General features: G+C 68.8%; 19 protein-coding genes. 8 read left to right on the top strand and 11 right to left on the bottom strand.

Annotated features, from left to right (window positions below; translation table 11 throughout):
* Positions 1 to 9: 9 nt before the first annotated feature.
* From AB0K15_RS22440 to AB0K15_RS22455, 4 genes are read left to right on the top strand one after another with little or no spacing between them, the layout of a single operon-like run.
* Entirely contained in the window at positions 10 to 1,206 is a 1,197-nt protein-coding gene (locus AB0K15_RS22440; protein ID WP_364053504.1) for a cytochrome P450, read from the top strand.
* A gap of 10 nt (positions 1,207 to 1,216) precedes the next feature.
* Complete coding sequence (locus tag AB0K15_RS22445) at positions 1,217 to 2,422, top strand: cytochrome P450 (protein WP_364053507.1); 1,206 nt, start codon at positions 1,217 to 1,219, stop codon at positions 2,420 to 2,422.
* On the top strand, positions 2,423 to 3,583 hold the full coding sequence (locus AB0K15_RS22450; RefSeq protein ID WP_364053509.1) for a cytochrome P450: 1,161 nt from the start codon (positions 2,423 to 2,425) through the stop codon (positions 3,581 to 3,583).
* A gap of 40 nt (positions 3,584 to 3,623) precedes the next feature.
* Positions 3,624 to 3,818: a ferredoxin gene (locus AB0K15_RS22455; RefSeq protein ID WP_204091560.1), complete on the top strand. Its 195-nt coding sequence runs from the start codon at positions 3,624 to 3,626 to the stop codon at positions 3,816 to 3,818.
* 1 nt (position 3,819) lies between these two features.
* Here the strand turns inward: AB0K15_RS22455 and AB0K15_RS22460 are convergent, their stop codons facing one another.
* The 5 genes from AB0K15_RS22460 to AB0K15_RS22480 form a co-directional block, all read right to left on the bottom strand.
* Complete coding sequence (locus AB0K15_RS22460; RefSeq protein WP_364053865.1) at positions 3,820 to 4,593, bottom strand: class I SAM-dependent methyltransferase; 774 nt, start codon at positions 4,591 to 4,593, stop codon at positions 3,820 to 3,822.
* A 1,078-nt stretch (positions 4,594 to 5,671) separates the two neighbouring features.
* Positions 5,672 to 6,517, bottom strand: coding sequence for a carbohydrate ABC transporter permease (locus AB0K15_RS22465; protein WP_364053511.1), 846 nt, complete (start codon positions 6,515 to 6,517; stop codon positions 5,672 to 5,674).
* On the bottom strand, positions 6,514 to 7,452 hold the full coding sequence (locus AB0K15_RS22470; protein ID WP_364053513.1) for a sugar ABC transporter permease: 939 nt from the start codon (positions 7,450 to 7,452) through the stop codon (positions 6,514 to 6,516). The genes AB0K15_RS22465 and AB0K15_RS22470 overlap by 4 nt, the downstream gene beginning before the upstream one ends.
* Complete coding sequence (locus AB0K15_RS22475) at positions 7,449 to 8,789, bottom strand: sugar ABC transporter substrate-binding protein (protein WP_364053515.1); 1,341 nt, start codon at positions 8,787 to 8,789, stop codon at positions 7,449 to 7,451. The genes AB0K15_RS22470 and AB0K15_RS22475 overlap by 4 nt, the downstream gene beginning before the upstream one ends.
* Positions 8,782 to 9,786, bottom strand: a complete 1,005-nt coding sequence (locus AB0K15_RS22480) for a zinc-dependent alcohol dehydrogenase family protein (protein ID WP_364053518.1) — start codon at positions 9,784 to 9,786, stop codon at positions 8,782 to 8,784. Before AB0K15_RS22480 ends, AB0K15_RS22475 begins: the two co-directional genes overlap by 8 nt.
* 131 nt (positions 9,787 to 9,917) lie before the next feature.
* Here AB0K15_RS22480 and AB0K15_RS22485 point away from each other — a divergent pair, with 131 nt between their 5' ends.
* Positions 9,918 to 10,901, top strand: coding sequence for a sugar-binding domain-containing protein (locus tag AB0K15_RS22485; protein WP_364053521.1), 984 nt, complete (start codon positions 9,918 to 9,920; stop codon positions 10,899 to 10,901).
* 174 nt (positions 10,902 to 11,075) lie between these two features.
* Here the strand turns inward: AB0K15_RS22485 and AB0K15_RS22490 are convergent, their stop codons facing one another.
* Together AB0K15_RS22490 and AB0K15_RS22495 are read right to left on the bottom strand one after the other, a co-directional pair.
* Positions 11,076 to 11,690, bottom strand: a complete 615-nt coding sequence (locus AB0K15_RS22490) for a LysE family translocator (protein ID WP_364053524.1) — start codon at positions 11,688 to 11,690, stop codon at positions 11,076 to 11,078.
* 77 nt (positions 11,691 to 11,767) lie between these two features.
* Positions 11,768 to 12,079: a helix-turn-helix domain-containing protein gene (locus AB0K15_RS22495; protein ID WP_364053527.1), complete on the bottom strand. Its 312-nt coding sequence runs from the start codon at positions 12,077 to 12,079 to the stop codon at positions 11,768 to 11,770.
* A 66-nt stretch (positions 12,080 to 12,145) separates the two neighbouring features.
* On the opposite strand from AB0K15_RS22495, the gene AB0K15_RS22500 reads away from it, so the two are divergent.
* Together AB0K15_RS22500 and AB0K15_RS22505 are read left to right on the top strand one after the other, a co-directional pair.
* Positions 12,146 to 12,739 carry an NAD(P)-binding domain-containing protein gene (locus tag AB0K15_RS22500; RefSeq protein ID WP_364053530.1) on the top strand — a complete coding sequence of 198 codons (594 nt, stop codon included), beginning with the start codon at positions 12,146 to 12,148 and terminating at the stop codon, positions 12,737 to 12,739.
* 55 nt (positions 12,740 to 12,794) lie between these two features.
* On the top strand, positions 12,795 to 13,421 hold the full coding sequence (locus AB0K15_RS22505) for a hypothetical protein (protein WP_364053533.1): 627 nt from the start codon (positions 12,795 to 12,797) through the stop codon (positions 13,419 to 13,421).
* Between the two features lie 15 nt (positions 13,422 to 13,436).
* Here the strand turns inward: AB0K15_RS22505 and AB0K15_RS22510 are convergent, their stop codons facing one another.
* Together AB0K15_RS22510 and AB0K15_RS22515 are read right to left on the bottom strand one after the other, a co-directional pair.
* Positions 13,437 to 13,568: a hypothetical protein gene (locus AB0K15_RS22510; protein ID WP_364053536.1), complete on the bottom strand. Its 132-nt coding sequence runs from the start codon at positions 13,566 to 13,568 to the stop codon at positions 13,437 to 13,439.
* 94 nt (positions 13,569 to 13,662) lie between these two features.
* Positions 13,663 to 16,170: a DUF3516 domain-containing protein gene (locus tag AB0K15_RS22515; protein WP_364053539.1), complete on the bottom strand. Its 2,508-nt coding sequence runs from the start codon at positions 16,168 to 16,170 to the stop codon at positions 13,663 to 13,665.
* Positions 16,171 to 16,325: 155 nt separating this feature from the next.
* On the opposite strand from AB0K15_RS22515, the gene AB0K15_RS22520 reads away from it, so the two are divergent.
* A complete protein-coding gene (locus AB0K15_RS22520) occupies positions 16,326 to 17,573 on the top strand; it encodes a primosomal protein (protein WP_364053542.1) in 1,248 nt (415 codons plus the stop codon).
* 68 nt (positions 17,574 to 17,641) lie between these two features.
* Here AB0K15_RS22520 and AB0K15_RS22525 read toward each other — a convergent pair whose 3' ends face one another.
* Both AB0K15_RS22525 and AB0K15_RS22530 read right to left on the bottom strand, forming a co-directional pair.
* Positions 17,642 to 18,145 carry a hypothetical protein gene (locus tag AB0K15_RS22525; protein WP_364053545.1) on the bottom strand — a complete coding sequence of 168 codons (504 nt, stop codon included), beginning with the start codon at positions 18,143 to 18,145 and terminating at the stop codon, positions 17,642 to 17,644.
* A 187-nt stretch (positions 18,146 to 18,332) separates the two neighbouring features.
* On the bottom strand, positions 18,333 to 19,547 hold the full coding sequence (locus AB0K15_RS22530) for an MFS transporter (RefSeq protein WP_364053548.1): 1,215 nt from the start codon (positions 19,545 to 19,547) through the stop codon (positions 18,333 to 18,335).
* Positions 19,548 to 19,634: the final 87 nt, after the last annotated feature.

A 19,634-nucleotide genomic window follows, 5' to 3' on the forward strand; every position in this document is an offset into this window, starting at 1 on the left:
GGAGGAAGCATGAGCACGATGGAGGAACTCCCGGTCGCCCGGAAGTGCCCGTTCGCGCCGCCGGAGGAGTACACGGCCACGCGCGAAGAGGCACCCGTGCACCGGGTGAAGATCCCGGACGGCAAACAAGCTTGGACAGTCTCGCGGCACGAGGACGTGCGGGCCGTGCTCAACGACCCGCGGTTCTCCGCCGACCGCCTTCACCCCGACTTCCCGACGCTCGTCCCGGGCGGCAACGTCATCCGCCGCACCGAGGCCGAGCGCACGATGCTGGCGATGGACGCGCCGCAGCACGGCCCGGAACGCAAGGCGGTGCTCGGGGAGTTCACCGTCAAGCGCGTCGCGGAGCTGAAGCCGCGGATCCAGGAGATCGTCGACGGCCTGATCGACGACATCCTGAAGGCCGAGGGACCCGTCGACCTGGTGGAAAAGCTCGCGCTGCCGGTCCCCTCGCTCGTGATCTGCGAAATGCTCGGTGTCCCCTACTCCGACCACGACTTCTTCCAGGAGAACACCAAACAGCTGATCAACCGCGCGACCAGCGCGGAAGACCGGCGTGCCGCGTTCGAGCGCGTGCAGGCGTACATGGGCGAGCTCATCGCGAAGAAGGAAGCCGATCCTGGTGACGACCTCATCAGCCGGCAGATCGCGAAGCGGCGTGAAGACGGCACCTACGACCGGGCGAAGCTCGTCAGCCTCGCGTTCCTGCTGCTCGCGGCCGGACACGAGACCACGGCGAACATGATCTCGCTCGGCACCGTCGCGTTCCTGCGGAACCCGGAGCAGCTGGCGCTGATCAAGGCCGATCCGGCCAAGACGCTGACCGCCGTCGAGGAGCTGCTGCGCTACTTCTCCATCGTGGACAACACCACGCGCATGGCGAAGGAGGACGTCGAGATCGGCGGCGTCACCATCCCCGCCGGCGACGGCGTGGTGGTGATGACGTACGCGGCGAACTGGGACCCCGAGGTGTTCGAGGACTCGTCGGCGTTCGACATCGAGCGCGGAGCGCGCCACCACGTGGCGTTCGGGTTCGGGCCGCACCAGTGCCTGGGCCAGAACCTCGCGCGCACGGAACTGCAGATCGTCTTCGACACGCTGTTCCGGCGCATCCCGACGTTGAAGCTCGCCCAGGACGTCGACGACCTGCCGTTCAAGGACGACGCGCTCATCTACGGCCTCTACGAACTGCCCGTGACCCGGTGAAGGAGGAGCGATGACCACGGCCGAGGAACTCGAACTTCCGGTGGCGCGAAAGTGCCCGTTCGCACCACCCGCCGAGTACACGCAGATCCGCGAGGAACAGCCGATCACGCGCGTGAAGATCCCCGACGGCAAGGAAGCCTGGGTGGTCTCGCGGCACGAGGACGTGCGGACGGTGCTCAACGACCGACGCTTCTCCTCCGACCGCTTCAACCCGAACTTCCCCATCCTGGTCAAGGGCGGCAACGTCTTCCGCCAGACCAACGCCGAGCGCACGATGATCACGATGGACGCGCCGGAGCACGGCCCCGCGCGCAAGTCGGTGCTGGGCGAGTTCACGGTGAAGCGCGTCAACGCGATGCGTCCGCGGATCCAGGAGATCGTCGACGGGCTGATCGACGACATCCTCGCGTCCGAGGAGCCCGTGGACCTGGTCGAGAAACTGTCGCTGCCGGTCCCGTCGCTCGTGATCTGCGAGCTGCTGGGCGTGCCGTACTCCGAGCACGACTTCTTCCAGGAGAACACGGCGAAGATCCTCAAGCGCACGGTGAGCTTCGAGGAGCGGCGCGCGGCGTTCGAGCGCGTGCGCGGTTACCTCGACCAGCTGATCACGCAGAAGGAAGCCGACCCGGGCGACGACCTGCTCGGCCGGCAGATCGTGAAGCTGCGCGAGGAAGGCACCTACGAGCACGGCGCGGTGCTGGGCTTGGCGTTCCTGCTGCTCGTCGCGGGCCACGAGACCACGGCGAACATGATCTCGCTCGGCACCGTCGGCCTGCTGCAGAACCCTTCGCAGCTGGAGACGATCAAGGCCGACCCGGGCAAGACGCTCGACGCGGTGGAGGAGCTGCTGCGCTACTTCACGATCGTCGACACGGCCACCGCGCGCGTCGCGGTGGAGGACGTGGAGCTCGACGGCGTCACCATCCGGTCGGGCGAAGGCGTGCTCGCGCTCGGGTACACCGCCAACTGGGACCCGGCCGTGTTCGACGAGCCCGACAAGCTCGACCTCACGCGCGGCGCGCGCCACCACGTCGCGTTCGGGTTCGGGCCGCACCAGTGCCTGGGCCAGAACCTCGCGCGCGCCGAGCTGCAGATCGTGTTCGACACCCTGTTCCGGCGCATTCCTTCGCTGCGGCTGGCCGTCGACGTGGACGACCTGCCATTCAAGGAAGACGCGTCGATCTACGGGCTCTACCGGCTGCCGGTGACCTGGTAGATGACCACCCCGGAGCTGCCGGTGGCGCGGACGTGCCCGTTCGCGCCACCGGAGCTGCACCCGCGCTTGCGCGAGCACGAACCGGTCGCCCGGGTCCGCACCCCGAGCGGCCGGTCCGCGTGGTTCGTGACCCGCTACTCCGACGTGCGCACGGTGCTGAGCGATCCGCGGTTCTCCTCGGATCGCGCGAAACCGGGCTTCCCGAGCCTGTCGGCCGGTCAGACCGGGGAGTCCATGCGCACGATGCTCGGGATGGACGCGGCGGAGCACCAGGCCGCCCGCGGCGCCGTGCTCGGGGAGTTCACGCTTCGGCGGGTCGCCGCGTTGCGGCCGCGGATCCAGGAGATCGTCGACGGCCTGGTCGACGACATCCTCGCGGCCGGCGGGCCCGTGGACCTGGTGGAGAAGCTGGCGCTGCCGGTGCCGTCGCTGATGATCTGCGAGCTGCTCGGCGTGCCGTACGCGGACCACGGCTTCTTCCAGGAGAGCACCGCGACGCTGTTCGCGCGCGAGACGCCGGCCGAGGTCTCGGCGGCCGCGTTCGATCGGCTTTACGGCTACCTCGGTGAGCTGGTCAAGGTCAAGGAAACCGAGCCCGGCGACGACCTGCTCAGCCGCCGGATCTCAACCGGCACCCACGACCACACCTACCTGGTGGGGCTCGCGTTCCTGCTGCTCGCGGCCGGTCACGAGACCACGGCGAACATGATCTCGCTCGGGGTCGTCGGGTTGTTGCAGAACCCGCCGGCCGCCCTGCCGCCCTCCGCCGTGCCCGACGCCGTCGAGGAGCTGCTGCGGTACTTCTCGATCACGGACACGGTGCCGTTGCGCATCGCGGTGGAGGACGTCGAGGTCGCGGGGGTCACGGTCAAGGCCGGTGACGGGGTGCTGCCGTCGCTTTATGCAGCGAACTGGGACCCGGCGGCGTTTTCTTCGCCTTCGGAGCTGGACCTCACGCGCGGCGCCCGGCACCACGTGGCGTTCGGGTTCGGGCCACACCAGTGCCTGGGCCAGAACCTCGCGCGCGCCGAGCTGCAGATCGTGTTCGAAACGCTGTTCCGGCGCATTCCCACGCTGCGGCTGGCCGTTTCCGTGGACGACCTGGCCGGCAAGGAGAAGGCCTCGGTCTACGGGCTGCGCCGGCTGCCCGTGAGCTGGTAAACATCACAACGCTCCCACCACGAGCAAGGAAGAGGGAACCATGAAGATCATCGCGGACACCGGCAAGTGCGTCGGCGCCGGTCAGTGCGTGCTCACCGAGCCCGCCCTGTTCGACCAGAGCGAGGACGACGGCACGGTGATCGTGCTCAACGAGACGCCCGAGGGTGAGCTCGTCGACAAGGCCCGCGAGGCCGTCAACGTCTGCCCGAGCCAGGCCCTTTCGCTGCAGGAGTGAACTACTTCGCCGCGGTGAACAGCACCGTGGTGTAGTCACAGGCGAACTGACCGCCGCGGGCGTCGATGGCGGCGCCCACGGCGGTCAGCACTTCGTCCTGCTGGTGCTGGGGGAGGCGGGTGAGGCCGCCCTGGGTGGGGAGCAGGTCGAGGTACTCGTCGCGCGTGTAGTGGTGTTGCCATTCGTAGAAGTGCCGTTGCGGGCTGTGGAAGCCGGTTCTGAGCAGCGCCTCTTCGGTTTTGTCGATGATGGGTTTGTAGGCTTCTTTGTTCGGTGTTCTGTCGACCTTGATGGGGAAGTTCGGCGCCACCTTGCGGAACGCCTCGCCGAAGGCTTGAGCGATGTCGTCCGGCGGTAGGAACAGGTGCCAGAAGACGGCGAAGGTGCCTTGGGGCTTGAGGACCTGGGCGGCTTTCTCGGAGCCCCGCTGGGGATCGACCCAGTGCCAGGCTTGGCCGGCGGTGAGGGTGTCGAAGGTGCGGCCTTTCGGGTCCCAGTCTTCGAAGGTGGCTACCTCCACGTCGATCCCGGTGCTTCGGGCGAAGTCGGCCATGCGCTCGTCGGGCTCCACGCCGAGCACGTGGCAGCCCCTGCCTTCGAGTTGCCGCGCGACGATGCCCGTGCCGGTACCGACGTCGAGGACCTCTTTGCCGCCTTTCGTCACCTCGGCGATCAACGCTTCGGGATACCTCGGCCGCGCCCGGTCATAGCGCCCGGCATCGACCCCGAACGACTCGGCGGTCTTCCTCAACTCATGCGGCTCAAGTGCCCCCATCACGCCCACTCCCGTCAGACAGACCCCCGCCCTCCCTAGGGGGGCGCGCCCATGTCCAGTCTACTGGCCACCCCCGACGAAACCCGGGCCCAAGACCGAAGTGCGCCAAGCAGTGCACAACTCGACGGCCCTGTGGACAACTCCAGCCGAAACGCCAGAGCACCGCACAACCCAGCTGCGCGAAAGGCGTGCTGCACAAGCACTTCACGGACTTCGACGGCTTCCTGACCGAGCGGGTGCAGGACCGCATCGCTGCCGTCGAGTCCCGACACCCTGGTCTCCACCGCCGGCACCAGCTCGGTCGTCGACAACGTCTGCTCCGCCCTGCACGACGCCTTCACCTCGGTCGCCGTCTCCATCGTCGCCCTCATCACCTTCCGCGACGAACTCCGCACCCGCCTCCGCACCGCCCGCCCCGGCAGCGGCGTCCCCTTGGCGTCGGATATCGCAGTGATGCTCATCCGCTACCTGACAGTCGAACAACCCCTCGGCCGCCTCACCGCAACCGCCGACGTGACCGTCCTCGCGCCCACAGTGGTGGGCGCCGGCCACCTGCTCCTCGCCGACCGCACCGGCGACCGCGACACCGGCTCACTTCGCGCGATGGTGGAATCGGTCCTCTCGGGAGCGTTGACCCCGGCCGCCGCCAAGGCGTGGCTGGTCGAGAAGTTCGCCGGCTGGCCGGCGCGCGTGCTCATCGAGGCCTGCGACGACACGGTCCTGCTCCGGTCGATCACCACACTCCTCTTCGGCCTAGCCTGGATGTCGAGGCCGGACGTCACGCTGCTCGGCGACGCCGCGCATCTCATGCCGCCGGCGGGCCAGGGCGCCAACATGGCGCTGGTCGACGGTGCCCGGCTCGCTCTCACGCTGACCACGCGGCCGGACGACTTTCCCGCCGCCGTCAAGGATTACGAACATGAGATGTCCGAACGGAACAGCGCCGCCGCTCGCCTGTCCGGCGGACATACAGGAGTTGCTGGAGTCGCCGAACCCCGCCAGGAGAATGCTGGAGTTCTTCCAGCCACACTGAAAGGGTGGGCGTCCACAACGGAACGCCCACCCTTCGAAAACAAACCTACTTCACCGCTCCCATCGACAACCCGCGCACCAGGTGGTTCTGCGCGAACCACCCCACGATCATCACCGGTAGCGAAGCCAGCAACGCCGCCGCGGACAGCTGTGCCCAGTACAGCCCTTCACTCGTGATGAACCCGACCAGGAACACCGGCACCGTGCCGGCGCGGGCAGCCGTCAGGTTCACCGCGTAGAAGAACTCCGTCCACGAGAAGATCACGCAGATCAGCGCCGTCGCGGCGACGCCGGGGGCGACGACGGGCATGATGATCTTGCGCAGCAGCGTGGGGAGGGTGGCGCCGTCGATGTGGGCCGCCTCGATCATCTCGCCGGGGACCTCGAGGAAGAACGAGCGCATCATCCAGATCGCGAGCGGCAGGTTCATCGACGTGTACAGGATGATCAGCGCCCACACCGTGTCGAGCAGGTTGGTGTTCTGGGAGATCACGTACAGCGGGATGATGGCCGCGACGATCGGCAGCATCTTGGTGGACAGGAAGAAGCTCAACGCGTTCTTCGTCTTCTTCACCGGCGCCAGCGAAAGCGCGTACGCCGCCGGGATGCCGAGCAGCAGCACCAGCAGCGTGGACACCACGGTCACGAACGCCGAGTTCGCAAGGTACGGCAGGAAACCGCCCTTCAGGACGCCGGAGATCTGGTCGAACGTCGGGCTGAAGAAGAGCTTCGGCGGGTCGGTGTAGGCGTCGGACTCCTGCTTGAACGCCGTGAGGATCATCCACAGCAGCGGGAACACGAAGAGGATCGCGACGATCCACGTGGCGACGGTGAGCGAACCCGCCCCGTAGCGGCGCTTGCGCCCGGAAACCCCGGAAACAGCCGTGGTCATTTCGTCCCTCCGTCCACGGAGAACGCGCGGAACATCAGGCGCAGGGCGAACGTCGCGACGATCATCGTGATGATCACGACCACCACGCCCATCGCCGACGACTGGCCGATGTCGAAGCCCTCGAACGCGCGCTGGTAGATGTAGAACGGCAGGTTGGTGCTGGCCGTGCCCGGACCGCCCTGCGTCATGAGGAAGATCGCGTCGAAGCTGTTCACGATGTAGATCGCGCCCAGTAGCGTCGCGAGCTGCAGGAACCGTGACAGGTGCGGCAGCGTGATCGACACGAACGTGCGCCAGCGGCCCGCGCCGTCGACCGACGCGGCCTCGAGCACGTCCTTCGGCTGGCTCTGCAGGCCGGCGAGCGTCAGCAGCATCATGAACGGCGTCCACTGCCAGATGATCTGCGCCATCACCGCGGCGAGCGGGAACTGCGAAAGCCAGTCGACGTCGGTGCCGAACACGAAGTGCAGCAGGCCGTACGTCGGGTCGAACATCGTGGTCTTCCACAGCAGCGCGCCGGCCGCCGGCAGGATGAGGAACGGCGTGATCAGCAGCGTCCGCACGAAACCGCGGCCGACGAACTTGCGGTCCAGCAGGATCGCCAGGCCCAGCCCGAGCAGCAGCGACACGAACACGCACACCACGGTGAGCACCACGGTGTTGAGCAGCGCGCCGAGGAACGTGGTGTCGGTGAAGACGTCGGCGTAGTTCTGCAAGCCGACGAAGTGGAACGAGCCCGGCCGCACCAGGTTCCAGGACTGGAACGAGTAGTAGATGGTCAGCAGGAAGGGAATCTGCGTCACCGCGATCACGAAGATCAACGCGGGCAGCAGCGGCAGACGCCGCTTCCCGGCCGTGCCGGTGGCCTTCTTCTTCGTGGTCGCCGGGCGAGTGGTAGCCGGCGCCGTGCCGGCGGGGACCGAGATGGTACTCATCCCTGCACCTCCTGGTACGACTTACCGACCGTGGCGGCGTACTTCTGCGACTGCGCCAGAGCATCGGCGACGGACGTCTGGCCCGCGATCGCCGCGGACAACTGCTGGCTGACGCGCGTGCCGAGGTCCTGGAACTCCGGGATCCCGACGAACTGGATCCCCGGGTACGGCACCGGGCTCACCATGGCCTTCTGCTGGTTGGCGTCGGCGATCCCGTCGAGCGTCGGCTGGGCGTACGCCTTGGCCGCGTCGCGGTACTGCGGGATCTCGTACGTCGACTGGCGGGTGCCCGGCGGCACTCGGTTCCAGCCGTAGGTCTCGCCGACCTTCTTCGCGTACGCCTTGTCGGTCATCCACGCCATGAACTTCCAGGCGTCGTCCTTGTCCTTGGCGACGTTCGGGATGCCGAGCGCCCAGGTGTAGAGCCAGCCGCTGGCCTGGGTCTTCTCGACCGGGGCCGGCGCGTAGCCGTTCTTGCCGACGACCTTGCTGCTGCTGGGGTCTTCGGTGGTGCCGGTCATCGACGTGGCGTCGTACCACATGGCGGCCTGGCCCTGGGCGTAGCGCGTGCCGCACTCGGAGAACCCGGCGCTGGAGGCGCCGACCTCACCGTGGTCGCGCACGAGGTTCACGTAGAAGTTGGCGGCCTGCGTGAACTCCGGGCTGGTGAGCTTGGCGTTCCAGTCCTTGTCGAACCACTGCGCACCGAAGGTGTTGGCTACGGTGGTGAACGGCGCGAGGCTCTCGCCCCAGCCCGGCTTGCCGCGCAGGCAGATGCCCGCGATGCCGGCGTTCTTGTCGTCGAGCTTCGCCGCGTAGTCCGCGATCTGCTGCCACGTGGGGTGCGCCGGCATGGTGATCCCCGCCTTGGCGAACAGGTCCTTGCGGTAGACCACAAAGGACGATTCCCCGTAGAACGGCACCGCGTACATCTGGTTCTGGTACGACAGCGACTGCCGGATGCTGGGGATGAAGTCGTTCTCGTCGTAGCCGGGGGTGGCCTTCATGTGCGGTTCGAGGTTCTCGAGCCAGCCGTTGGCCGCCCACTGCGGGGCCTCGTAGTTGCTGATCATCACCACGTCGAACTCGCCGCCCTGCGTGGCGGTGGACGCGGTGATCTTCGCGCGCGCCTCGTTCTCCGGCAGGGAGACGAACTTGAGGTGCACGCCCGGGTTCGCCTTCTCGAACTCACTCGAGAGCGAGATGGCGTCCTTCATCTGGGGGTTGGAGACGATCGCGATGACGAGCGTCCGCCCACCGTTGCCGAACGACCCGGCTCCGGCGCATCCCGTGACGAACAACGCTGTTGCGGCAAGGAGGCACAGGAGCTTACGCACGGCCGCCTCCGGGGAGCACCTGGATCTTGAGGCCGGAGCCGCCGCGCATCTTGGCCAGCGCGTCGGGGTACTGCTCCAGCGGGAGAGTGTCGGTGATCAGTGCTTCGGTGTCGATGAAGCCCTTGCTGACGAGGTCCAGCGCGCTCGCGTAGCTGTTGAGCACGGCCATGGAGCCGACGATGGTGATCTCGTCGTTGTAGATGCGGAACGGCGAGAGCGCGACGCGGGCCTCGGCGGGAGCGACGCCGAACACGAGCAGGCGGCCGCCGCGGCGCAGCGCGTCGAAGGCCGACTCGATGGCGGGCGCGGCGCCGGTGCAGTCGACGGCGGCGTCATAGAGCTCACCGTCCAAAGCGGACACGTCCTCGGCCACGGCGGTCGCGCCGAGGTCGGTGGCGCGCGGCAGGCGGCTCGCGTTGCGGTCGACGACCGTGACTTCGGCACCCGCGCGCTGCATGAGCTGCTGCATGATCAGGCCCATCGTGCCGGCCCCGACCACGAGGAAGCGTTCGCCGGCCTCGACGCCGATGCGGCGCACGCCGTGCACCGCGCAGGAGACGGGTTCGACGAGCGCACCCTGCTCCCACGTCATCGAGTCGGGCATCTTGTGGCAGGTGTCGGCCGGCACGGCGACGTAGTCGGCGAACGCGCCGTTGACGGTGTCGCCGGTGGCGTTCCAGTTGGCGCAGAGGTTGCCGTGGCCGGAGCGGCACGGCGTGCAGTAGCCGCAGTACAGCGACGGGTCGACGGCCACGCGGTCGCCGATCTTCCACTCGCCCGGCACGTCGGCGCCGAGCTCGACGATCTCGCCGGCGAACTCGTGGCCGGGAACGATGGGGTACGGCGTCGGCGGGAAGTGCCCGTCGGCGATGTGCAGGTCGGTCCCGCAGATCCCGCAGGCGCCGACCTTCACGACGACCTGGCGCTCTCCGGGCTTCGGATCGGGAACGTCGCCGACCCGGATTTCCCCGGGCCGGTCCACGATCGCGGCACGCATGCCTCATCCCCTTCCTGGGCGCTCATCTGAGCGGTATTAACGTTTGGCGCAGCTAATGAGTGGAAGCATTACAGGTGTTTTCTCGGGGTTTCGTCAACCTTTTCCGCGGGATTCTGCGATATAGTGCTCATATGAGCAGGAAGAAGGCCCGGCCTCTGCTGACCGAGAGCTTGGAGCTGGCCACCATGGCCCGCCGCTTCTACGTGCAGGGCCGCTCGAAGCTGGAGATCGCCGAGGAGTTCGGCGTGAGCCGGTTCAAGGTCGCGCGCCTGCTCGACACCGCCCGCGAGACGGGCCTGGTCAGGGTGGAGTTCGACCTGCCCGCGCCGCTCGACGTGGAGCTGTCCGACGAGGTCAGGCGTGCGTACGGGCTTCGCCGAGCTTTGGTGCTCGAACGAGCGGTGGCGAAGGAGCCGCGCGAGGTCGTGCGCAAGAAGGTCGGGACGCTCGCCGCGCACCTCCTCGAGGAGATCGCTTGCCCGACGGACGTCATCGGGCTGTCGTGGGCGCGGTCGGTCAACGCGATGACCGAGGCCATCAGAACACTTCCGCGCTGCCCGATCGTGCAGTTGTGCGGCGTGCAGGCCGGCATGGACATGCGCGGGCGCTCCGTCGAGACCGTGAGCCGCGTGACCTCGGTCTCCGGCGGCGACGCGTACCCGATCTTCGGCCCGCTCGTCCTCCCCGACCGCCGGACGACCGAGATCCTGCGCCACCAGCCCGGCATCGCGGAGACTTTCGGGCAGTTCGGCAAACTGACCAAAGCCGTCGTGAGCATCGGCGCCTGGCAACCCGGCGAGTCCACCGTCTACGACGCCCTGGACGAAGCCGAGCGCGCCGCCATCGCCGCCCGCGGCGCGACGGCCGAGGTCGCGGCCCGGCTGTTCGACGCCTCGGGCAACGCTTTGTCGACCGGTCTGGCGCACCACGTCCTGGCGATCAGCACGGAAGAGCTGCTTGCGGTGCCTGAGGTGATCGCGATCGGCTACAGCGAACCGAAGGCGGCCGCCGTGGACGCCGTGCTGAGGTCCGGCATGGTCTCGACGCTCATCACAGACGCGGCGGCTGCGGTGCCGTTGCTGGAACTGGCGGAGAAACGGCCGCTGTCAGAGTGAAGTTGCCGTATCGCATGACCACCGCCGCGATGCCGAGGTAGCCGCCGCCCGGGTCTGCGAAGTCCTCGGGCGCGGCCGCCGCGGTCAACCGAGGCAGCAACACCGTGGCGCCCACTGACTACCGAACCGGCGGCTGCGGTGCCGTTGCTGGAACTGGCGGAGAAACGGCCGCTGTCAGAGTGAACTGTCGACAGCGAGCACCCCGGCCAGGATGACGAAGCAGATGCCGGAGCCGGCGTCGACCTTGCGCTGGGTCCTGGCCTTGACGCCGGCGACGCCGATGGCGCGGCCGACCAGCACGTAGGCGAGGCCCACGACGAGCTCCACCCCGAGGTAGGCGGCACCCAGCTCGGCGAGCGCTGTCGGGCTGCCGGTCGTGGTGAACTGCGGCAGGAGGGCGGCGAAGAGCAGCAGCGCCTTGGGGTTGCTGATGGCGACGGCGAACTCGTTGACCACCACGGCTCGCAGGTTCCTGCTCTTGGGCGGATCCTGCGTCTGGCTCATCTCGCGGCGGGCCTTGAGGATGCTGCTGATGCCGAGCCACAGCAGGTAGGCGACGCCGATCCACTTGAGGATCGTGAGCAGCTCGGCGGACGCGGCCAGCAGCGTCCCCAGCCCGGCCGCGACGAGGCCGATCAGGACCACGAACGCCACGAACCGGCCGCCGATACCGGCCATGGCGTAGCCGACGCCGTAGCGGGCGGCGTTGCGCAGGCCGAGCAGCTGGTTGGCGCCCGGGATGAGCGACACCAGGACCGCGGCGGGGACAAATCCGGCCCAATCGACCACGGCTCGCCTCCTCGGGTTTCGTCCCGGGGACGGTAACCCGGGTTTGTCCGGCTGGGGCAGGGTTTGTGACGAAGTCTTCAGGCGTTCTGAGCGTTGACCACTTCATCCCCGTGCTCGTCAGCCCATCGGCCGAACGCCTCGATCGGCCCGAGGAAGCTTTCGCCCAGCGCGGTGAGGGCGTAGCGACCGTCGACGCGGCTGACGAGCCCGTCGCGCTCGAGGCGGCGGACGGCCTCCGTCAGCACCTTCGCGCTGATCCCGCCGATGCGCGTGCGCAGCTCACCGTGGCGGCGCGGGCCGTGGCGCAGGGCCCACAGCACCACCGGGTTCCACGTGTTCGAGACGAGGTCGAACGCGAGGCGCGTGCGGCAGTCCGCGAGGAAGTCCATGTCCGGTTACCTTTCGATTCCTGCCGGGGTTCGTAGCGTGGGTGCCAGGTTACGAAAGGACTCGGCATGCGGATCGCATTGTTCGGCACGGGCGGAATGGCGCAGGCCCTGGGCGCGCACTGGTCTCGGCACTCACTGGCTGTCTCGGGACGGGACCCCGGCCGTGCTACCGCTCTGGCTCGGGAGCTGGGCGCCTCGGCTCTGCCCTGGGCTTCGGCCGCCGAGTGGGCCGACGTGGTGTTGCTGGGGCTGCCGGTTTCGGCGCTTTCGGTGGTGACGGGTTTGCCGCTGGCCGGGAAAGTGCTGATCGACTGCACGAACACACCGGGCGACAGCGATTCCCTTCCTCCGGGAACGCCTGTCGCCACCCGACTCGCCGCGGCTGCGCCGGGTGCTTTGGTGGTGAAGGCGTTCAACCTCGCACCCGTGGAAACTTGGCGGATGACGCCGCCGCTGTTCGAGGGGCGGCCGCTCGCGGTGCCGTTGTGCGGCGCTCCAGCGGCGGTCGACGTGGTGTCGGAGCTCGTCCGGGACGTCGGCTGCACTCCCCTGCCCGCCGGCGGCCTCGACCGCGCCGCCTTGCTGGAGGCGACCGCCGCGTTCGCGATCGGCCTGTGGCGCGCCGGCTTCGACACGCGGGCGGCGTTCGTCTCGGGGTGATCTCAGGGTGTTCACCGGATGTGCCCACGGTGGTGCCCAGGCGATGGTTACTGCCGTGACCAGGGTTTCGCCGCGGTGGCGACAGGCGGTGGTGTGGCTGCACGCGGTGTCGTCGATCGCGTGGATGAGCCAGGCGTTCGGGCTCATGACGCTGACGCTCGTGGCGCTCCAAGGCGACCGGGCCACGCGCGCCGCCGCGATGAACATGGCGCGGCACCTGGACACGGCGTTGCTGGCGCCCATGGCGAACGCCGCCGCGTTCACCGGGCTGGTGCTGGCCGGCGCGACGGCCTGGGGATTCTTCCGGCACTGGTGGGTGCTGGTGAAGTTCGGGCTCACGCTGGTGCAGCTCTACGCCGGGATCTTCCTGCTGTCGCCCGCTCTGGAGAACGCCGCCGCGACGGCCACCCCGACGTGGCAACAGGCCGCCGGCGCGGGGCTCATGGCGGGCGGGCTGGCCGTGCAGGCGTGGATCTCCGTGGCGAAGCCGTGGTCCCGCACGCCGTGGTCCCCCGCCGCCAAGCCTGCGGCGGCGCCCACGTGGGTGTTCGTGGCGGCGATCGTCGCGCCGGTTCTCGACACCACCGTGGGCCTGGTGCTGGGCTACCCGTTGCCCGCGCTGTCGCTGGTGATGCTGATCGTCCTGCTCAGCGGGCGGCGGCAGCGCCTGGCCGTGGCCTGACGCTGCCGCCGGTCGTCACTCGACGTCCCCACCGCTCGCGGGCTTGGCCTCGACGTCGCCGCCGCTCGCCGGCTTCGCTTCCACGTCCCCGCCGCCGGCCGGCTTCGCCTCGACGTCGCCACCGCTGTTGTTCTTGTCCTCCACCATGGTTCCCTCCTCCTTCTCGGCCCGCCCAACGCTAGGGCGAGCCGGAGGACCCCACGGCCACTCAGACAAACCTCACTCAAACGGACGCGCGTGGTCAGAGCTGGTTGACGTCCACGATGCGCACGACCGCCGAGCCGACCTCGTCCGAAGCCCGCAGGTCGACCTCCGCGCTGATGCCCCAGTCGTGGTCGCCCGCGGGGTCGTCGAAGATCTGGCGGACGCGCCACACGTCGGGTTCCTGCTCGATGAGCAGCAACGCGGGCCCGCGGGCGTCCGGCCCGATGCCCAGGGAATCGTGCTCGTCGAAGTAGTCCTCGATCGCGTCTTCCCAGGCGTCGGCGTCCCAGCCGGCCGCGGCGTCGAGCTCGCCCAGGGCGTAGTAGTTGCGGCGGGCGGCGAGCTCGACGCGGCGGAAGAGCTCGTTGCGCACCAGGACGCGGAAGGCACGCTCGTTACGCGTGACCGCGGGCGGTTCGGAAGGCGGACGCTGGGAAACCGGGCCGTCGGCGGAAGACGGGTGCCGCAGGGCCTCCCACTCGTCCAGCAGGCTGGAGTCGACCTGGCGAACGAGCTCGCCCAGCCACTCGATGAGGTCCTGCAGCGCCTCGGTCTTCGCCTCGTCCGGGACGGTGTGGCGCAACGCGTCGTAGGTGTCCGCCAGGTAGCGCAGCACCAGGCCCTCGGAGCGCGCCAGCTGGTAGAAGCCGATGTACTCCACGAAGTTCATCGCGCGCTCGTACATGTCGCGCACCACGGACTTCGGGGACAGCTCGTAGTCCGCGACCCACGGGTGGCCCTGGCGGTAGCTGGCGTACGCAGCGGACAATAGCTCCTCCAACGGCTTCGGGTACGTCACCGCCTCGAGCAGCTCCATGCGCTCGTCGTACTCGATGCCCTCGGCCTTCATCGCCTGCACGGCCTCGCCGCGGGCCTTGAACTGCTGCTGCGACAGCACCGGCCGCGGATCGTCCACAGTGGATTCCACAATGGTCACGACGTCAAGCGCGTACGAAGGCGATTCCACATCCAGCAGCTCCACCGCCGCCAACGCGAACGGCGACAACGGCTGGTTCAGCGCGAAGTCGAACTGCAGGTCGACGGTCAGGCGCACGATCCGGCCGTCGGCGTCCGGAGTGGACAGCCGCTCCACGACACCCGCGGCGAGCAACGCCCGGTAGATGGCGATCGCGCGCAGGATCAGCTTGCGCTGCGCCGGTCGGTCGGAGTGGTTGTCCTCCAGCAGGTGGCGCATGTGATCGAACGCGTTGCCCGGCCGGGAGATCACGTTCAGCAGCATCGAGTGGCTGACCTGGAAGCTCGAGGTCAGCGGCTCGGGGTCGGCCGCGATCAGGCGGTCGAAGGTGCTCTCCGTCCAGTTGACGAACCCCTCCGGCGCCTTCTTCCGGACGATTTTCTTCCTCTTCTTGGGGTCGTCGCCCGCCTTCTCCAGCGCCTTGGCGTTCTCCACGACGTGGTCGGGCGCCTGGACGACCACATACCCGTCGGTGTCGTACCCGGCGCGGCCCGCACGGCCGGCGATCTGGTGGAACTCGCGCGCCTTGAGGTGGCGCTGGCGCACGCCGTCGTACTTGGTCAGGGCGGAGAACACGACCGTGCGGATGGGCACGTTGATGCCGACGCCGAGCGTGTCCGTCCCGCAGATCACCTTGAGCAGCCCGGACTGCGCGAGCGTCTCGACCAGGCGCCGGTATTTCGGCAGCATGCCGGCGTGGTGCACGCCGATGCCGTGGCGCACGAGCCGCGACAGCGTCTTGCCGAAGCCGGCGGAGAAGCGGAAGTCGCCGATCAGGTCGGCGATCGCGTCCTTTTCGGCCTTCGTCGTCACGTTGATGCTCATCAACGTCTGCGCCCGCTCGATGGCCGCGGCCTGGGAAAAGTGCACGACGTACACGGGTGCCTGGCCGCCGTGGAGCAGCTCGGACATGGTCTCGTGGATCGGCGTGAGCGCGTAGCGGAAGGTCAGCGGAACCGGTCGCTGCGCCGACGTCACGACGGCCGTCGAGCGGCCCGTGCGCCGGGTGAGGTCCTTCTGGAAGAACGTGACGTCGCCCAGCGTGGCCGACATGAGCACGAACTGCGCACCCGTCAGCTCGATGATCGGGACCTGCCACGCCCAGCCGCGGTCGGGCTCGGAGTAGAAGTGGAACTCGTCGGCGATCACCTGGCCCACGGGTGCGTCGGCACCGAAGCGCAACGCGATGTTCGCCAAGATTTCGGCGGTGCAGCAGATGATCGGCGCGTCGGCGTTCACGCTGGAGTCGCCGGTCATCATGCCGACCTTGTCGGCGCCGAAGATCTCGATGAGCTGGAAGAACTTCTCCGAGACCAGGGCCTTGATCGGAGCGGTGTAGTAGCTGCGGCGGCCGTGGGCGAGCGCCGTGAAGTGGGCGCCGACGGCCACGAGGCTCTTCCCGGAGCCGGTGGGCGTCGAGAGGATCACGTTGGCGCCCGAGACGACCTCGATCAGCGCCTCCTCCTGGGCCGGGTACAGCTGGATGCCCCGCTCGGCCGTCCACGTGGAGAAGGCTTCGAACAGGGAGTCGGCGTCGGGATCCGCTGGCAGGAGGTCTGTGAGTGTCATCGCGCTGCCCATCGTGCCATCCCCGGGCCGTCAGTTCCCCAGGGGCGATCGCGGCTGCTTGCCCCAACCCGTAGGCTTCGCGGTACCGCGCACCGACCGGGGGATACTTTCGGGCGGGCGCGCGTACACGGGCGGTACTCCGGAGGGTTCGCAGAATGGCACAGGACATCATCCCGATCGAGCTCGGGCTGCCGCAGGGCGACGTCGTCACCCTGTGGGCTCCGCGGTGGCGGGAGGACGGCGAGGAGTGGGAAGCGTTCCTCGGCGACGAGGACGACCTGTACGCCTTCCCCGACGCCGCTCACCTGGCCGCTTTCGTGCGCACGTCCGACCAGCACGACCTGCTCGACCACCCGGCGTGGGACGCGGTGCCGGCGCTGAACGTGCCCGAGCTGATCCCGGACGACGACCACTCCTACGACCTCGTCGGCGTGCCCGAGCTGGTCGCCGAGGAGCCCGACTCGTGGACGATTTCGGAGCTCGCGGAGATCGTCGGCATCGTCCGTTCGCTCGCCGACGTCTGCGAGCTCGAGGAGGTGCACGAGGTCCTCGACGCCTACGAGGGCTTCTCGCTCCTGGAGCAGGGCCGGCTGCCGTTCACCGGCCGCGAGGGCGAGGCCCTGTGGAACGACCTGTCGAAGGCCGTGTCCGAGAAGTGGGACATCGTGCTCGACGCGATCGACAACCTCGTGACCGTGCCCGAGGTCGACGCCGCCGTGCTGGAGCAGACCGCCGAGGAGCTGGCGGCGTTCCACGAGGAGTCGGCCGAGGCCGAGGCCGCGCAGCCGGAGGACCTCGAAGCCGTCGACGCGCCCGAGTCCGACGAGGAGGAGGACGACGAACCGGTCGGTTTCTGGGGTGAGGTCGGCATCGACCCGATCAAGATCGTCACGGCCGGCGCCGAGTACTACACGCTGCGCTGCTACCTCGACGACAAGCCGATCTTCCTCGGCAGCGAAGGCGAGATCGACGTCTTCTCCTCCGAGAAGGCCCTGCTCGCCGCCCTCAAGGACGGCAAGGACGTGGCCGACACCGACCTCGCCGACGTGTCCACTTGGGACGACGTGCTCGAAAAGGCCAAGGCCGGCGAGCTCGAGGTCGAGGTCGACGCCGAAAACACCTACGTGCTCACCGGCCTCGACGACGACATCGCCGCGGGCGTCGAGTCCATCGACCCCAACCAGCTGGAACTGGCGGTCGAGCTCATCACCGACGCCGCCGACTGGGCCGAGGACGACTCCGTCGAGACGGCCCTGTCGCAGAACGAAAGCCTCGGCTGGCTCGTCTCGTTCGTGCTGCGCCCCGACCCGACCCGCCTCGAGCCGAGCGCGCCGTTCGACACCGAACAGAGCGCATGGCGCAAGCTGGTGGAGTCGTTCGAGAACCGCCTGACGGTGGTCTGAACCTCTTGGGCTGACGGAAGGCCATCTGCCGGGATTCCCGGTGGGTGGCCTTTCGTCGTTGATGCGGCCTATCCTTCGCCCGCAGCGAGTTGAGCGCTGCAGGCGGCCTGGATCTCGGGTACGAGTTGATCCTCCGGCCGACCCCAGCCCGCGTCCCACTCGTCGTCCAGCCCGAATACCTGGCCGAGCGGAAGCTCGATGACGCTGTCGGAGTAACCGGATCGGGACACGATCTCGCAAACCTTGTCCAGGACCCACCGCTCGGTGGCTCGCCCGTCTGCGTGCATCCGCGCAAGTCGGACGAACACCACCTGGGCTGCGGCGGCCTCCGAATCCGGGATGACTGCGCGGCAGTCGGCCAGCGCCGCGGGCAGCAGGTCGTGGACCTCGTAGGGATCCGCGCCGCTGAGACCGGCCAAGGCCCTGAGTGCCTCCCCGTCGTAACCCCGAACGAGCCAGTGCGCTGCCCAAAGGGGGATGCGCTCGGACGGTACCGTGCCGAGCGTTACCCACGCGGCGGCCAACTCCGGAGTCGGGAGCCAACCGGAGCTGGGGTCCGGCCAGTCGTGCATGCCCGACATGATGCCCGACCAGGCAGACGTGCCCCCAACGAAACTTCGAACCGACCCGACCTGGCGCCGCTGATGTCCGACGATGTCTCGGCTGATCCGCGAGTCCACCCCGGACACCCGGCACCGGCCCCTCGCGGGTCTTCTTGGACGGGCCGCGCGCCCGGTCCTCTTCGGACCCGCGTCCCGATCAGTGGTGCACCTCGGCTTCCGCGCGAACCGGTACCACCGCGATCGCCAGCGCCGGGAAGACGGCGACCACGCAGAACGCCAGCGCGTACCGGCTGTCCCCGATCAGGAGGCCGAGCAGCGGCGGCGTGAGGGCCCCGGCGATGTTCTGCGCGGTGTTCTGGGTGGCCATCGCGCGGCCGGACCAGGCGACGCCGGCCAGCTCGGCGGAGGCGGTGAAGCCGAGGCCGTTGTCGGCGACCGTGATGATCGCGGCGAGGACCAGGGCGAGCAGCACGAGCCACAGCCACGTCGCGTCGCCGAGGGCCACGAGGAGCATCACGACCACGCCGGCCACCGCGAGCTGCCGCATCGGGCGCAGCCGGCTGCCGACGCGGTCGGACCAGTAGCCCGACCCCAGCCGGCCCGCAGCGCCGAGCACCTGGGCCACCGCGAGGAACACGCCGGCACCCGACGGGCTCCAGTGCTGCTGCGACACGAGGTACACCGGCGCGAACGCCGACACCGTGAACTGCGGCACCACCAGCAGCGCGCTCGCCCCGTGCACGCGCCACAGCCACGGCTTGCGGTACGGCGACGGCGGCTTCTCGGCACCGCGCGCGGGGCGCGGCGGCCGCGGCGGGTCGGCCACGAACGCCGCGACCAGCAGCGCGACCAGGATCGACAGCACGGCCGGCAGCAGCATCGCGGCCTGGAAACCCCAGCGCGCGGCCAGCGGCGGCAGCCCCAGGGCGGCCACGCCGACACCCAGCGGCTGGGCCGTCTGCCGGATGCCCATCGCCATGCCGCGTTCGGACTTCGAGAACCAGCCCATCACGACCCGGCCGCTCGCCGCGTTGACCGAGGCCGTGCACGCTCCGGCAATAAGGAACACGCCGAAGAGAAGCCCGACCGGGTGATGCCACAGCGCGGCGTACACCAGGAGTAACCCTGAAACGCCCAGCCCGAGAGCCATGATCAGACGCTCTCCGTAACGGTCCGCAGCCGCGCCCCACACGATCAGGGTGAGCAGCAGGCCGATGCTCGGCGCGGCGACGACGGTGCCGGCCTCGGCGAGCGTCAGGTCGTCGGCGGCGCGCATGGCGGGGACCAGGAAGGGCAGCCCGTAGAGGAAGGAACAGCTCGCGGTCTGCGCGGCGAGGCCGAGCGCGAGGATGAGCCACCGTCGAGAACTGGGCTTTTCGCGTATCGACTCCCCGGCCGCGACCTGCGACATCTTTCCCACCGTCTCACATATTGAGAATTAGTTCCTACATTCTGAACTTTAGTTGGGCATGCTAACGAACGCAACCGCCTTGTCGGC

The sequence above is a fragment of the Amycolatopsis sp. NPDC049253 genome (assembly GCF_040678995.1).
In the GTDB taxonomy this organism is placed as follows: Bacteria; Actinomycetota; Actinomycetes; order Mycobacteriales; family Pseudonocardiaceae; genus Amycolatopsis.